The organism is Methanocaldococcus infernus ME (genome assembly GCF_000092305.1).
Taxonomy (GTDB): Archaea; AGJL01; Methanococci; order Methanococcales; family Methanocaldococcaceae; genus Methanocaldococcus; species Methanocaldococcus infernus.
Map to the genome: position 1 here is coordinate 327594 of NC_014122.1, position 14965 is coordinate 342558.

At 33.7% G+C, this 14965-nt stretch carries 19 protein-coding genes and 2 tRNA genes; 8 read left to right on the forward strand and 13 right to left on the reverse strand.

What is annotated here, in order from left to right; translation table 11 throughout:
• The first annotated feature begins 40 nt into the window (after positions 1–40).
• Positions 41–856: a DsrE family protein gene (locus METIN_RS01795; RefSeq protein WP_013099775.1), complete on the forward strand. Its 816-nt coding sequence runs from the start codon at positions 41–43 to the stop codon at positions 854–856.
• A gap of 10 nt (positions 857–866) precedes the next feature.
• On the forward strand, positions 867–1196 hold the full coding sequence (locus tag METIN_RS01800; protein ID WP_013099776.1) for a DUF5400 domain-containing protein: 330 nt from the start codon (positions 867–869) through the stop codon (positions 1194–1196).
• Here the strand turns inward: METIN_RS01800 and aroA are convergent.
• From aroA to METIN_RS01815, 3 genes are all read right to left on the reverse strand, one after another.
• Positions 1189–2466 (reverse strand): 3-phosphoshikimate 1-carboxyvinyltransferase, encoded by a 1278-nt coding sequence (gene aroA, locus METIN_RS01805; RefSeq protein WP_013099777.1) that lies wholly within the window; start codon positions 2464–2466, stop codon positions 1189–1191. The genes METIN_RS01800 and aroA overlap by 8 nt on opposite strands.
• On the reverse strand, positions 2460–3161 hold the full coding sequence (locus METIN_RS01810) for a Rossmann-like domain-containing protein (protein WP_013099778.1): 702 nt from the start codon (positions 3159–3161) through the stop codon (positions 2460–2462). The genes aroA and METIN_RS01810 overlap by 7 nt, the downstream gene beginning before the upstream one ends.
• A 23-nt stretch (positions 3162–3184) precedes the next feature.
• Positions 3185–3258: transfer RNA gene (locus METIN_RS01815), tRNA-Val, on the reverse strand.
• A 19-nt stretch (positions 3259–3277) separates the two neighbouring features.
• Here METIN_RS01815 and METIN_RS01820 point away from each other — a divergent pair.
• Positions 3278–3670 carry a UPF0146 family protein gene (locus tag METIN_RS01820; RefSeq protein ID WP_013099779.1) on the forward strand — a complete coding sequence of 131 codons (393 nt, stop codon included), beginning with the start codon at positions 3278–3280 and terminating at the stop codon, positions 3668–3670.
• On the opposite strand, the gene METIN_RS01825 is transcribed toward METIN_RS01820, so the two are convergent.
• The 5 genes from METIN_RS01825 to METIN_RS01845 all read right to left on the reverse strand — a co-directional run bounded on the left by METIN_RS01825 (position 3660) and on the right by METIN_RS01845 (position 5396).
• Entirely contained in the window at positions 3660–3815 is a 156-nt protein-coding gene (locus METIN_RS01825; protein WP_013099780.1) for a 50S ribosomal protein L39e, read from the reverse strand. The two genes, METIN_RS01820 and METIN_RS01825, sit on opposite strands and share 11 nt — an antisense overlap.
• Positions 3803–4396 (reverse strand): DUF7411 family protein, encoded by a 594-nt coding sequence (locus METIN_RS01830; protein WP_013099781.1) that lies wholly within the window; start codon positions 4394–4396, stop codon positions 3803–3805. The genes METIN_RS01825 and METIN_RS01830 overlap by 13 nt, the downstream gene beginning before the upstream one ends.
• 4 nt (positions 4397–4400) lie before the next feature.
• Positions 4401–4727 (reverse strand): DNA-binding protein, encoded by a 327-nt coding sequence (locus tag METIN_RS01835; protein ID WP_013099782.1) that lies wholly within the window; start codon positions 4725–4727, stop codon positions 4401–4403.
• Between the two features lie 13 nt (positions 4728–4740).
• Positions 4741–5187: a 30S ribosomal protein S19e gene (locus METIN_RS01840; RefSeq protein WP_013099783.1), complete on the reverse strand. Its 447-nt coding sequence runs from the start codon at positions 5185–5187 to the stop codon at positions 4741–4743.
• A 134-nt stretch (positions 5188–5321) separates the two neighbouring features.
• A tRNA-Cys gene (locus METIN_RS01845) sits at positions 5322–5396 on the reverse strand.
• 138 nt (positions 5397–5534) lie between these two features.
• Here METIN_RS01845 and METIN_RS01850 point away from each other — a divergent pair.
• Positions 5535–5723 (forward strand): indolepyruvate ferredoxin oxidoreductase subunit alpha, encoded by a 189-nt coding sequence (locus METIN_RS01850; protein ID WP_013099784.1) that lies wholly within the window; start codon positions 5535–5537, stop codon positions 5721–5723.
• Positions 5720–6874, forward strand: coding sequence for a coenzyme F430 synthase (cfbE, locus tag METIN_RS01855; protein ID WP_013099785.1), 1155 nt, complete (start codon positions 5720–5722; stop codon positions 6872–6874). Before METIN_RS01850 ends, cfbE begins: the two co-directional genes overlap by 4 nt.
• Here cfbE and METIN_RS01860 read toward each other — a convergent pair.
• The 3 genes from METIN_RS01860 to METIN_RS01870 form a co-directional block, all read right to left on the reverse strand.
• Positions 6858–8753, reverse strand: a complete 1896-nt coding sequence (locus METIN_RS01860; protein ID WP_013099786.1) for a PINc/VapC family ATPase — start codon at positions 8751–8753, stop codon at positions 6858–6860. The genes cfbE and METIN_RS01860 overlap by 17 nt on opposite strands.
• Before the next feature lie 69 nt (positions 8754–8822).
• Positions 8823–9200, reverse strand: coding sequence for a DUF22 domain-containing protein (locus METIN_RS01865; RefSeq protein WP_013099787.1), 378 nt, complete (start codon positions 9198–9200; stop codon positions 8823–8825).
• A gap of 3 nt (positions 9201–9203) precedes the next feature.
• A complete protein-coding gene (locus tag METIN_RS01870) occupies positions 9204–9848 on the reverse strand; it encodes a V-type ATP synthase subunit D (protein WP_013099788.1) in 645 nt (214 codons plus the stop codon).
• A gap of 119 nt (positions 9849–9967) precedes the next feature.
• Between METIN_RS01870 and METIN_RS01875 the strand changes: the two genes are divergently transcribed.
• From METIN_RS01875 to METIN_RS01885, 3 genes are read left to right on the forward strand one after another with little or no spacing between them, the layout of a single operon-like run.
• Positions 9968–10390 carry a hypothetical protein gene (locus METIN_RS01875; RefSeq protein WP_013099789.1) on the forward strand — a complete coding sequence of 141 codons (423 nt, stop codon included), beginning with the start codon at positions 9968–9970 and terminating at the stop codon, positions 10388–10390.
• A gap of 6 nt (positions 10391–10396) precedes the next feature.
• Positions 10397–11341, forward strand: coding sequence for a beta-ribofuranosylaminobenzene 5'-phosphate synthase (locus METIN_RS01880; protein ID WP_013099790.1), 945 nt, complete (start codon positions 10397–10399; stop codon positions 11339–11341).
• Positions 11335–12942, forward strand: a complete 1608-nt coding sequence (locus METIN_RS01885) for a tetratricopeptide repeat protein (protein ID WP_013099791.1) — start codon at positions 11335–11337, stop codon at positions 12940–12942. The genes METIN_RS01880 and METIN_RS01885 overlap by 7 nt, the downstream gene beginning before the upstream one ends.
• Here the strand turns inward: METIN_RS01885 and METIN_RS01890 are convergent.
• Together METIN_RS01890 and argJ are read right to left on the reverse strand one after the other, a co-directional pair.
• On the reverse strand, positions 12916–13761 hold the full coding sequence (locus METIN_RS01890; RefSeq protein ID WP_013099792.1) for a RimK family alpha-L-glutamate ligase: 846 nt from the start codon (positions 13759–13761) through the stop codon (positions 12916–12918). The genes METIN_RS01885 and METIN_RS01890 overlap by 27 nt on opposite strands.
• Before the next feature lie 10 nt (positions 13762–13771).
• Positions 13772–14932 carry a bifunctional ornithine acetyltransferase/N-acetylglutamate synthase gene (gene argJ, locus METIN_RS01895; RefSeq protein ID WP_013099793.1) on the reverse strand — a complete coding sequence of 387 codons (1161 nt, stop codon included), beginning with the start codon at positions 14930–14932 and terminating at the stop codon, positions 13772–13774.
• Positions 14933–14965: the final 33 nt, after the last annotated feature.

Sequence of the window (14965 nt, forward strand, 5' to 3'; positions counted from 1 at the left end):
GTAGTGTATAGTAAAAGCACAATCATGAACTGGTGAGATTATGATAGAGTTTAGTGTTAAAGGCTTAAGAAATCCAGAAATTTTAGTTCAGCAAGTTATGCTAATGAGTGGAGAAGATTTAATTGTAGTTGAAACTGATGGTGAAGAGCAAATAAAAAAGATTGAAGAGTTATTAAAAAAGAACAATGTTAAGTATGAAGTTGAAGGGAATAAGGTTAAGATCTTTGCTAAAGAGATAAAGGCTGACAAAACTATAAATGTTGTTGGAGCTACATGTCCAGGGCCAATAATGATGGTTTCAGACATCTTAGAGAAGATGAATGTTGGAGAGATCTTAGAAATCATCTGTGGAAAGAATGCTCTAACTGACCTAACTGAAGGGCTAAAAGGGATGGGACATGAAATAATAAGTGTTGAAGAAAGAAATGATGGAACATATAGAATCTTATTAAAGAAGGGAGAGAAGAAAAAAGAGGAAGTTAAGAGTGTAGAGATAAATGAGCTCTTCATTATTAACACAACTGGAACAGGAAATGCTGAAAGGGCTTACTCAACCTTTATGATGGCTGATATAGCCTTAAAAATGGGATTAAAGCCAACAATCTTTTTAATGCTTGATGGAGCAAGCTTAGCATTAAAGGGAGAGTGTGATAAGGTTAAGCATCCAGACTTTCCAAAGTTAGGAGATTTGGTTAGAGATGTAATAAAGAAAGGAGTTAAGGTTTATGTCTGTGAGTTAAGTGCTAAGTTCAGAGGAATTGATGAGAAAAACTTAGAGGATGGCTTTGAAATTGCTGGAGCTCCAACATTCTTAAACTATCTATCTAAACCAAATGTAAGACCAGTTTGGCTATAGGTGAGAGAATATGAATGAAATAATCTCCTTAGTTTCTCTCTCAGTTATCTTTGGCTCCCTACTCTCAGGCTTTGCCACCTTTAGAATGACAGGAATGAGGCTAATGCCACACTTTGCATTATTAATAATTTCTTTCATCCTGACATTAATTTATTTAGCCTTAAAAAATCCTATGGTTGGCTACCTCTCCATCTTAGCTCAAATTTTGTCAGTTATTTCAATTTGTCCAACCATCTGTAACATATTAAAAACTCAATTTCAAAACTCAGCTATATATTCCTCTCATCTTTCCATGATGGGAATTTTATTGGTTTTAGCTATTGGTAATTTATTTATCTAACTTCTATATTAGCCCCTAAGCTCTTCATAACCTCAACAAAGTTAGGGAAAGAGATCTTAACAGACTCTTCTCCTCTAATTACTGTTTCTCCCTCAGCCTTTAAGCCAGCCGCTGTAAAGGCCATAACTAACCTATGGTCATGATATGTTTCTAACTCAGCTCCTTTTAGTTTCCTAACCCCTCTTATTATTAAGCCATCTCTCCTTTCTTCTATATCAGCTCCCATCTTTTTTAATTCAGTGTAGCAAGCTCTTAGTCTATCACATTCCTTATATCTAACATGCTCACCATTGTAAATAACTGTCTTTCCCTCAGCAAAGCATGCAAGGACAGCCAAGGTTGGGACAAGATCAGGGATGTCATTGACATCTATCTCTACTCCCTCTAAGTTATATTCCCCCTCTATCTCAACCCTATCCTTCTTAACCTTTATATCAGCTCCCATCTCTTTTAGTATCTCTATTATTCTCTTATCTCCTTGCTTAGAATCTCTAAATAAATTTTCTATAACTATGTTAGAGTTTATTAAAACTCCAGCAGCTATTATATAAGAGGAAGAGGAATAATCTCCCTCTACTGTGTAATCACAACATCTATATCTTTGATTTCCATAGACTAAGTAGCCATTTTCAACCTCTTCCACTCTTACACCAAAGTGGCTTAAGACATCTATAGTTATGTCTAAGTAGGGCTTAGACTTTAGAGGAGAAGTTAAAATTATATTGGTGTCTTCCTCATTGAAAGGCAGGAGCATCATTAAAGAAGTGATGAATTGAGAGCTAACATCTCCCCTTATCTCTACCTTATTTCCTTTCATCTTACTACTTTCAACAATAATAGGAGCTAAGCCATTAAGCCTTGAGGAGTAAGCTTTAACATTAATTTGCCTCAATGCTAAGAGTAAAGGTTCCATGGGCCTCTTTCTTATGGAAGAGTCTCCTGTTAAGATAGCATAGCCCTTAGGGATTAATGAAGATATTGATGTCAAAATTCTTAAAGTGGTTCCACTATTTCCAACATCTATAACATCCTCCGGAGTCTCTATCTTCCCTCCTTCAACTTCCCAACACTTTTCACTTGTTTTTATCTTGGCTCCTAATAACCTACAACCTCTAACAGAGGCTAAACAATCTCTTCCATTGAGAGGATCCTTTATTAAGCTCTTCCCTTCAGCTAATGAGGCTGATATCACTGCTCTATGTGTATAAGACTTAGAAGGTGGAGCCTTAACCTTCCCCTCTAAATGCTCAGTTTTTCTAACTATTAGCATTTTATCACATACTTTCTTCCTAATCTAAAAATTCCATAATTTGAGCCAAGCTTTAAATACTTTATAGCTTCCTCAGGAACCTTTACTGAGGCTAAGTAATCAACATCTATCATGTTAGGTAAAAGTTGAGCTGTTGGACCAACTAAAATAGTTTCTCCCTTAGCTCTGTCTAAGATCATGTCAATGGTGTCATTTATTAAGGTGGTTCCACTGATAATTAGGAGATCAAACTTAGGGATTAAGTTATATTCAAAGGCATCACTTACAACTTCATCATTTCTAAATTTTCTATCAAAAACTACACACTTCTCTTTTAACTTCTCATAGATAGGTTTTATATATCCAATCATCCCAATATTTTTATATTGCTTAGCTATCTCTAAAATGTCTCTTTTAAAATCTTCCTCACTCACTTCAATATAGTACTGGCAAATAGCATTTATAGTAGATATTCCCAAGGTTCTCTCAATGATGTTCAAGCTGTTACTCATCTCTATTAAGTCATCAAGATCTTTAAACTCTATTGGCTCTTTAATATGTTTAAGTTCCTCAACTAAAAGCATGGCTAAGCCTAAACTCCTTTTCCCATCTTTCTCCAATAAGGAGTAAGTATATGGATAACATAAAGAAATATCTAAAATAGTAAAATCATCTGAAATCTTTTTAACTTCTTTAACTATCTTCTTTATTCTCAAGCTCTACACCCTAAATAAAATAGTGGGCCCAGCCGGATTCGAACCGGCGACCACCGCCTTGTGAGGGCGGCATCATAGCCAGCTAGACCATGGGCCCACTTAAAGGGAGGGAGGGAATGAACTCTAAGGTTATAGCTGAATATATATTAAATAATGTAAAAGAGGATTATAAAGTTTATGAGTTTGGGATAGGGTTTAACTATGAAGTAGCCCTAATTTTAAATGAGTTTGTTGACTTGTGTGTTGTTGATATAAATGAGAGAGCTATATATAAAGCCAAATCCTTAGGGTTAAAGGGAATTGTAGATAATCTTTTTAGGCCAAGGTTTAGTTATGAAGATGCTAACCTAATCTATACTATCAGGCCACCTTTAGAACTTGTATATAGTATAGTTAAGATAGCCAAGGATGTTAATGCTAAGCTAATTATAAGGCCTCTATCAAATGAGTATATGGAAGGGTTTAAAATTAAAAATTATAAAGGAGAGTTCTTTTATCTTATGCCTTAATCTTATGTCTTCTCCAGAATCTCATTTTTGGATGTGCTCTAACTCTCCCCTTTGTTTTCAAAATAACAAATAGTGGAACTCTCCTATTCTGCTTTAAAGCCTTTGCCAATCTTGTCTTTTTTCCTAATGTTTTTATACTTCCCAATTTCTCACCCCTACCACTCTACTCTGTTTATGCTCAGGGAAGTATTTATTTGGGTCTTCCCCTATCATTTTCATATAACTTCTTATCTCAGCCTCATAGTCAGAAGTTATTTTAGTTCCACTCTTTATTTCCTCAATGATAAAGAATCTGTTTATTAAATCTTTTATTGTCTTATGTCCAAATCCTAAGAGAGGAGAGATATATTGAATATTTTTCCTCATCTCCAAGCTTTGGATCTCAGAGTATGTTAGCTTAGGAACCTTATCATCTCTCCTTATTCCATCAGCTAACACTTTATACTTGTCAGCAAGTGTCTCAAGAACTTTCTTATGTATATAATTTATTCCTTCAGCAGGATAGCCATGTTTTAAAATAAGAGAAACCCCCTCTTCTAAGATACTTTTGTCAAGATATTCAACCCTATGCTCAAACCCCAATATCTTTGCTGTTTCTTCAGCAAGTTTATAACTATCTATAACTCCAAAATTTACAGTGATAAGTTTAACATCATAACCAAGTTTTTTTAAGATTAAGGCTGCTAAGCTACTGTCTTTCCCTCCACTGAAGAGGAGATAAACCATAAAATCACTTTCTTACTATCTTAATCTCCCTCTTCCTCTTAGCTGAAGCTATCTTCTCCAATAGAGCCTTAAATTCCTCATCAGTTAAGGGAATCTTTAACCTTCCAAGCTGAGCTAATTGGATAAGTTGAAGCTCTATAGCAGCAGCAAATTCAGGCCTTGCCATTCTTATTCTTTCTAACCTTTCCCTTGCCTCAGGGGTTAGGATTTTTTTAAGCAGGGCCTTTTTTTGTAGTTCCATCTCTAATAACTGTTCTTGCTTAGCCTGTTCTTCTTGTAACTTCTTCTGCAACTCTAAAAGTTTTCTTCTTTTAATTTCTTCAATATCCATACTAAACCACTTTTTAATACTTAGCTAACTCTGGCATTTCATTTATTAGCTCATCTCTAACTTCCTTAGCTATGTTGTCTAAGAAACTTCTACCCTTTGGAGTTATAACCCTTCCCTCAGGAGTTCTTTTAACAAATCCTAACTTCTCCAACTCCTGAAGAGCTTTTCTTACAATGTTTCCACTACCCTTATAAAAGTGCTCTGGCTCATGTCCTCTATTCTTCCTTCCACCATAGGCTGTTCTTAACCTCTCAACTCCTACAGGGCCATAGATATAGATCTTTCTTAAGATGGAAGCACATCTTATATACCACCAATCATCCTGCTCAGGCCTTCTCTCTCTGCTAACTCCTGTCTTCACAAAAGGAACCCACTCTGGAACTCCAATATTTAGCTCTTTTAACCTCTCAGCCACTTTCTTAATTAATGGCTCTGGTGGAACATCATATACAGTAACCATAAACACCCCTCTTTATTTTTTGTGTTTTAAAATCTTAATACTAAAAAAATTTATTACCAAATTCTGTTATGTGGTATATATAACTTATTAATGAGTATAGTTAGATAAATGAATTTATAGTTTATAAAAAAATATGGAGCCGGGGGTGGGATTTGAACCCACGTAAAGCGGATCTGCAGTCCGCTGCCTAGCCCCTAGACTACCCCGGCTCCATAATGGCACTCTAAAGATATATAGAAGGGATATATAAAGCTTTTGGTTAAGTTCATTCCAATTAATAAATAATAATGGTTATATAGAATAAATACAAAAATAAATTTTAAATTTTTTAATAGGGGGTGAAAGATTTGGCTGTAACAATTGATTACTCAAAATGTAAAGGTCCAGACTGTGCTGAGTGTGTAAATAACTGTCCAATGGAAGTTTTTGAGATTGAAGGAGATAAGGTTGTTGTAGCCAACCCTGATGAATGTACCTACTGTGGAGTCTGTGAAGATGTCTGTCCAACTTCAGCAGTTAAGGTAGAGCCTGAATGAAGTTAATAGTTGATGTCAACCATGGAGCTTTAGAGTTGGCTAAGCACTATTTATTTTTAGGCTATGATGTAGCAATTTATGACATCTACAATAAATTAGAGAAGTCTAAAGAGCATAGGATAATATTTGAGAATTTAAAAGAAAAGTTTGGAGTTGAACTTATCAATAACCCAGAATTTTCTTCTTTTGATGAAGTTATAGCCCCTATTCATTGTCCCCTTACTATCTCTTTTACCTCTTTTCATGATGCAGTCTCTTTTATCATCAAAAAAAGATTTAAAGATAAGAGTAAGAGAATTATTTGTATTACAGGAGTTAAGGGAAAGACAACCACTACTGAAATCTTATACTCTCTTTTAAAGGATGACTATGAGATAGCTTTACACAACTCAAATAGAGGCTCTATAGCTCCTCCAGCTATTTTAGATTTATTAGAGAGGGAAGAAAAAGATCTTTATATTTTTGAATGCTCTCTTGGTTTAGTTGAGAGTAAATATGGAGCTATAACAAACATCTTAGAGAACTATCCTATAGCCAAGGGAAAGAGGAGAGCAATAGTTAAATTTTTAACAACTAAGAACTGTGAAACTTGCTATGTTAATAAAGAAGATTTAGTTAAATACAATATTAAGGTTAAGGAGAACTTTAAAGTTTTAGACACTGAAGTCAAGATATTAAAAAAGTATCCTCTAAGATTTTTATATATGAATGAGGAGATTGAGCTAAATGAGAGTTGCTTAGGGCTTCACTATATTAAAAATTCTATCTTTGCCTTGGAAATTGCTAAGAACTATATGGATATAAAAGATGCTATAAAAAAGCTAAAAAATATTAAAATAAAAAATAGAATGGAAGTTAAGGGAAAGGTGGTTAGAAATATAAACCCTGGGTTAGATGTGAAGGCTATTGAATACTCAATAAGAGACTATCTCTCTATCTTTGATGGGCCAATATACATAGGAGGGAACTTTGGAGTAACATGTGAAGAGATTGATATAAAAAAGCTTTCAGAGGTTTTGAAGAAATTTAAAGCTAAATATGTCTTTGTTGGAGAGATTGGAAAAGAGCTTTTAAAATATATAGATGGAGAATATTTAGAAGAGATAGATGAGGTTGAAGAAGGGTTAATTATTATTAGACACTCTCTATAAAAATATCTCTATTCTCCTTCATAGCCTTTAGAAGCTCTTTCCCTACCTTTGTCTTTTTGTTTATTCTAACTGTCCCATCTCCCCTTACAGTAACTGTTGCTATTGGCTTACCATCAATATATATCTTTATATTTTCTCCAGCAAGCTCTTCTCCAACATCTACTATAACATGTCTATCAGTTTCATACAACTTAGTGATTTCAAGCTCATTTATATATTCATATTTATCTAATATTTTTTCCTCTTCATCCTTCTCTCTAACTGAAATCTTCAATCCTAACATGTCCTCTAACTTACTGATCTCCTTTCCTCCTTTCCCAATAATTGAGCCTATATACTTCTCTGGAACATATAAGTCTATTTTATCTTCTCCAGTAACCCTAACCTCTGGCTTAGCCTTTCTTGGAAGGAGCTTTCTTAAAATTTCTTCTATCTTCTCCTCAGCATAGCTATAAATTGGCTTTCTCCCACTCTCTCCCTTAACAGGCATGACTACAACTTGCTCTCCATAGGTGTAAATTTCATACTCAACCTTTCCAGTCTCAAAGTCTTTAACCTCTATAACAGGTCTTGCTAAGTCTTCTTCAGTCATACCATAAGGAACCTTAACTGTAAAGTCAAGCTCATAAACCTTCTCTATCTTCCCATCTTTTATAAAAATTACAGTATCAACCACTTGAGGAATAACCCCTAACTCAACCCTGCCAATTAGCCTTTGAATAGCATCTATTGGCTTACTTGCATGAACAACTCCAACCATTCCTACTCCAGCCATCCTCATGTCTGCAAAGATTTCAAAGTCTCTTGTCTTTCTAACCTCATCATAGATAGTATAGTCAGGCCTTACCAAAAGAAGGATGTCACAAGTTTTTTCCATATCTCCTTCAAGGGGAGCATATTGAGTTATCTCCTTTGAAACCTGTAAATCCCTTGGACTCTCCATAGTCTTAACAATCTTACCCATATCTTTATAGAACTCAGCTAAGGCTGTAACAAATGTACTTTTCCCACTCCCTGGTGGTCCAGCTACAAAGATTCCCTCAGCTCTCTCCTTCAATCTTTCTAAGAGTTTATCAGATAACTTATAGTCATCAAGGGAAACCTTAGCTATAGGTCTAACAGCTGTTACTTCTAAAGCCTCTGAAAATGGAGGTCTTGCTATTGAAATCCTTAAATTACCAAGCTGTATAACTGTAGCCCCTTTCCTTTGAATTTCAAAAAGTCCATTGTGGGTTTCAGCATACTTTATAATGTTGTCAATAATTTCCTCCATCTCCTCCTTGGTTAGCTCTTTATCTCCAATTGGAACCAACTTAATAGACCCTGGCTTCCCCTTCTTAGCATAAGGTAAGCAATTCTCTTTTAAATGGACAGACATGGTTTCTTCATCAAAGAACTTCTCTAAGATTAGATCAATGTCTTCCTCAACACTCTCTAAGTAGTAACTCTCTATCCCCTGAGCCTTGGCTAAGTTATACTGTATCCAGTCACTTGTTAGTAAAACTGAACCTGTTTCCTTAGCCACCTTTCTAATCATTGCATCTATCTCTCCACTTCTTGCTAAGGTTATCTCTTCCAAGCTTGGCCTCTCTCCATAGTAGATAACCTCAATATTCTTCTCCTTAGCTTTCTCTACCAACTTCCTAAGCTCTTCTATTCCCTTAAATCCTACCTCTCTCCCTCTATTTGCCTGATACTCAAGTTCAGAAACTACAGCTTCAGGAATAATGATAGTTGAGTTATCTAACTTCCCCTTATCTATAAGCTCAGTTATTCTTCCATCTATCACTACACAAGTGTCAGCACAAACTTTTTTTCCTTGTAAATTCAGCTCTTCAACTTTTTTACTCTCTAATTTTTTCCTTTCCTCTAAGTTCATAATTTCACCAAATGATAATAAAAATTTCAATTATATATTATCAATATAAAAAAAGATGAAAAAATAATTTTATTTCTTCTCAGCCCTCACCAAAAGAAGAACTCCTAAGAGGTCATCTTTCTTTATCTCTCCATCTAAGGCTGAGGCAAATGTTGCAAAGTCTGCCTCTCTTTCAGTGTCTATAGGCATTGGAATACTTTCTCCAATAGCTATAACTGAGCCTAACTTATGTCTTGCATAGGGACAGATCATAACAATATAGTAAGGAGGAATCTTAATTTTCCTGATCTTTATAGGTTTTATGTCTCCAGCTTTTACAGAAACATTTTTATCAGCAATGATTGGCTCAGTTTTAACCTCTCCTAAGATTTTTAAGTCATATCTTAAAGTGTCTTCATGTAACCCTTCTTCAATCTTCCCAATTCTTGTTATTATCCTAAAAACCATATATTAACACCTTTCTTCCTCTCTTCTTTCAATTCTTGCCTTAATTAACTTCAATCTGAAGAAATTCTCCCTCTCCATCTCATCCAATCTCATAGATATATATTTCTTCAGAGCCTTTAACCTTGGGATTATAATATGTTCTAAGGCATTAACTCTTCTTTTAGTTTTTATGATCTCTTCAGCTAACAACTTAATAGAGGTTTCTATCTCAGCCAATTCAGTTATTAACTCTAAAGCTTCTTCAAATTTCTTAGCAGCTTCATCTAACTTAGCAGAGGTTCCATAAGGAGAGTAGCCTCTCTCTCCAAACTTTCTTTTAACATTGTAAATTTCAAATGTAGGAACAGTGACACCCATAATATTCTTAGTGTCCATATCAACACTTAACTTTTCATTCTCAGCAGCTAATGAGGCTTCATAAACCTCAAGAACTCCCATAGCCATCTCAGCCATGATTAAGTCTTTATAAGCCTCTTCTAATTTTTTCTCAACCCTCTCTCTTAAGTCAGAAGCCTGCTCTATAATTTGAAAAAACTCCATAATTATGGCATCTCTCTTTTGTTTTAATAACTTATGTCCCTTTTCAGCTAACTTAATTTTATTTTTTAATTTTAATAGCTCCATCCTTGTAGGGTTAACCCTCTGCATGATTTCCCTCCACAAGATTTTTAAAGATACATTTATAAAAGAAACATTTTATAATTATTTTGGGTCAAGTTATATAATTACTTTTTTAAACACTTTCAAATTGTGAAAGGGTGAAAGCTGTGTATATCATAAATCAGTCAAACAAGAGGTTAGGGGTTTTCTATGAAGATAACTATTTTGTCTATGATATGAAAGGAAAAGAGGGGGAGGATAAGATCAGAATGAACTTTGAATCATCAGCCCTACTAAAAATTTTATTAGACAAGGGAATTTTAGAAGCTGAGAAGATAAATATGGACTTTAAAAAGTATGGAGTTAAGAGAGATAAGATAGTGGATATAGGAACAGTATTTGGAGCTGATGGGAGAATCTCTATAGGTGTTTTACCAGCTGATGAGAATAGAGTGGCCTGTGTCTTGGTTGGATTCCACAAGGAAGATAAAGATATCTCTATAGTCCTTAGACCTAAAAAAGCTGCAGTCTTTTCAACTCTAATTTTAAAGTATCTCTTAGACAATATAGAGAAGGAAGTAAAAAAGTGATTTCCTATGAAAATTATTTCTCCTTCAAGGATACACATGGGATTAATAGATTTAAATGGCTCTATTGGGAGGGTTGATGGAGGGGTAGGCTTAGCCTTAGAAAAGCCAAGTCTTGAAATTGAAGGGAAAGAGGATGAAGATATTGTTATAGAGTGTGACAATGAAAATATAAAGAGAAGAGCTTATAAAGTAGCTTCAACAATTCTTAACCACATTGGAGAGAGAGGGGTTTATTTAAAAATTAATTCTTATTTCCCTCAACACTCTGGCTTAGGTAGTGGAACACAGATAGCTCTATCAGTTGGAGCCTTAATAGCTAAAATCTATGGTAGAGAGTTAGACCCTTATGAGATAGCTAAGCTTACTGGAAGAGGAGGAACATCAGGAATAGGAATAGGAGCCTTTAAATATGGTGGCTTTTTAATAGATGGAGGGCACAGCTTTAAAGAGAAAGGCTCATTTAAGCCAAGCTCAGCATCTCTTGGAGTAAAGCCAGCTCCAATAATTTTTAGACATGACTTTCCTTGGGATCTAATATTGATAATTCCTGAAGGGAAGCATGTACATGGACAAAAAGAAGTTGATATCTTTAAAAAATACTGTCCTATTCCATTGGAAGAGGTTAGAGAACTTTGTCACCTAATCCTAATGAAGCTCATGCCTTCAATTGTTGAGAAAAACTTTGAAGACTTTGGAGAGGTTATAAATAGAATGCAATTTTTAGGATTTAAGAGGGTTGAGCTTGAGCTACAAAGTGAAGTTGTTAAAGATTTAATAATTAATTTGCAATCTGTAGCCTACTCTGGATTATCAAGTTTTGGACCAACAGTTTATGCCTTTGGTGATAAGAAGGAGATAGTTTCAATAGCTAAGGAAATTCTTGATAAGTTCCAGATCTCTGGGAAAATTATTGAAACAAGGGCAAATAATGAGGGATATAAAATATGCTGAAGAAATTTTTAAGCATTCTTGATAACTTCAAAAAAGATGACTCAAAAATAGCTGAGGAATATTTAGATAAAGGAGAGTATAAAAAGGCTGTTGAACTTTACTTAAAAATACTTGAAAGAGATGGACATTTAAAGGTTTCTGATCTTGCCAATTTGGCTTTTGCATATTACAACTTAGAAGATTACAATTTAGCTTTAGAATTTATAGATAAGGCTTTAAAAATTTCAGAAAGGCCAGAATTTAAATATATAAAGGGAATAACTTTATATAAATTAGGAAAATTTGAAGAAGCTTACAATTATTTAAAAAGTGCCTCAACCACTGTAAAAAAGCCTGATCTCTACTACACCTTAGGAGAGCTATGTTTAAAATTCAAAAAATTTAAAAATGCTGCAAGATTCTTTATGAAAGCTTACCAAGTGACAAAAGATGATATCTATCTTTACAAGTTTGGAGTGGCTAAGTTTTTTATGGGGGAGGTGAGTGAGGCATTAGAGGTTTTTGAGAAAATAAAAGATAGGAATAGGAAGGCTAAGGAAGTTTTAGAGTCTATAAATGAAATATTAAAATATATTGACTACCAACCTTCATTAAAGTTGAGAAGAATTATAAAGAATATAGAGAAAGGAGGTGAAGATCTTCTAACAATATTAGATAAAATCCTTGAACTTGAGAGAGAGGAAGATCTTGCCTATCTTTATAAAGCTATTATTTACAGAATTAACAATAAAAATAAAGAATTTTTAGAGAATCTTGAGAAAGCCATGAGCTTAGTTAAGAGATCTATCTATTATATTGAGCTCTCTAAATACTATGAGGATGAAGAAAAGACTATATCTTTTTTATTAAAGTCTAATGAAATTAAGGAAAATCCATTAGCCCATATTTATTTAGCTCTCAATAACTATAAAAGAGAAGAAAATAAAAAAGTAGAGGAGCATTTTAAAAGAGTTTTTGAGATTACTGATGATGAATTTTATCATATCTTATCTCTTTTAGGCTTGTATTTAATAAATGACAATATAGATTATTTAAGAAAAGCTTATTCATACTTTAAGAAGATCTATGATGAGGAAGATTATTTCCTAATGGTTATTGGTGGTTATATAACATACAAGTTAGAGATGTGGGAAACAAGTTATAACCTATTTAAAAAAGCCTTGGAAATTAAGGAGAGTGATGAGATATTAAAGGGCTTAATACTAAGTGGAACTAAGGCCAACAAATTGTTAGAGATTGAAACCTTCTTAGAGAGAATAAATAATTTTGATGATGTTGATCTCAAAAATCCACTATTATATTTAGATATCTACCATAAATATGATAGAGCTCAGATTTGCCTGGCTATACTTTACAGATATATCTTAAAAAATCCTATAAAAGCAAAAATTTATCTTGAGCATCTTTTAGAGGAAATTAATATTTTATCTTTAATAAAAAATTTGTCAGCAAGGGATGAGCTAAAGAGGTTAGTAGAATACTTAAATGTAAAGTTAGAGGATGAGATTTATAGATTCTTTACTGAAGATGAGTATAGTGTTGATAATGAGCTAATAGAAAAGAGTAAGAAGGTTTTATATTTGTTTGATTATGTTATCTAACAAAATAGAGGCTAAGTTAACCTCATGAGCCTTAGATATAGCTATCCAAGATGGAGTAGCATTAACCTCCAACACTAACAATTTATTCCCTTTTTCTATTAAGTCTACTCCACCATAAAAGAGTCCAAACTTCTCTTTAATGTCTAAGACTAATTTTTTCATTTTTTCATAGGCTTTACATGGCTCTACTTCAGCCCCTTGGCTAACATTGTGCTTCCAACTTTTTCCATATCTATACATACAGTAAATTTTATTGTCAATAAAGAAAGCTCTTATATCTCTATCACTATTTATATACTCTTGAATATATAAAACTTTATTAACCTTCTTCAGATTTCTTAATAAAGAAACCTTAGAAGCTATTGGCATGTCCTCTTTTATCTTATGTATTCCTTCCCCACCATGTCCAAATATTGGCTTTACAACAACATCTCCAACCTCCTCTATAAAGAGGAGAGCATCATTTTCATTTTCAGTTATCAATGTCTTTGGTTGAGGAAAATTAAATTTATCTAAGTATATAGTTGTCAGTAACTTATTTCCACAGATATCTATAACCTCTGGCTTATTAATGGTTGGAACAAAATTTGCCAAATATTTTAAGACATCACTCCTGTGCCATTCCCATCCAATATTTCTTATAAAAAAGCAGTCCATATTTAGCAAGTTAGTTTTATAGTACTTAACAATTCTCTCATGTATATCAATGGTTATATGCCTTGGATCAATTAACCTATAATCAACTCCTTTCTCCTCACAAGCCTTCATAAGAGAGAGGACAACATCATCCTTCTCTAAACTTACAATTCCAAGCTTCATTTTTGTTCCCTCAGGTTGTATATTCAGAGTTTATCCTTACATATTCATAAGTTAGATCACAGCCATAAGCTTTATCTTCAAAAGTTCCAGCTTTTAAATCTATTATAAAGGTTATCTCTTTATTTTTCATCAATTTTTCAGCTTTTTTCAACTCTTCACTACCTTCATCAGCTAAGACATTCCCATCTTTAACTAAATAAACCTCTTCCTCTCCACTTTTTAATATAATATCTATTTCCTCAGGGTTAAAGTCTGCTCCACTATAGCCAACAGCTGCTAAGATTCTCCCCCAATTTGGGTCTCCACCAAAGACAGCAGTTTTTACTAAGAGAGAGTTAATTACAGATTTACAAGCTTTTTCAGCATCTTCCTTACTCTTAGCTCCTTTAACAATAACCTCCATAAATTTACTTGCTCCTTCACCATCTTTAACTATCATTCTTGCTAAGGTGTCAAAAACTTCAAAGAGAGCATTATCAAACTCTTCCTTAATCTCTTTATAGTTAATATTACTTAAACCATTAGCCATAATAAAAACAGAGTCATTTGTTGATGTATCTCCATCAACAGAAATTCTGTTAAAGGTTTTCTCAACCATCTCTTTCAGTAGATTATCTAACTCATCCTTTTCAATTTTAACATCAGTTAAAACAAAGCACAGCATAGTAGCCATATTTGGGTGGATCATCCCAGCTCCTTTGGCTATGCCAACAATATTAACATCTCCAACCTTTTTAACAACATACTTAGGAAAGGTGTCAGTTGTCATTATTGCCTTAGCTGTTTCTTCTAAGTTGTTCCCTCTCTTAAGCCTCTCATAAGCTTTCTTTATCCTATCTTCAATAATATCCATAGGCATCTTTCTACCTATAACTCCAGTTGAAGCCACTAAAATATCTTCTTTTTCAATATTTAATAACTTACTAACTATTTCCTGCATTTTCTTTGCATCTTCCATTCCACCATTTGTATAGCAGTTTGCATTTCCACTATTAACTACAATAGCTCTAAACTTTTCCTTCTTTTTTAATAGCTCTTGGCATAAAATTACTGGATGAGCTTTAACTCTATTTTTGGTAAAAGTAGCTGACACTAAAGCAGGAACCTCTGAGTAGATGATAGAGACTCCATACTTCCCTTCCTTGTAACCATTGAATTTAAAGCCTCTCATATTTATTCACCAAAATCCCAATTTTTTAAAATA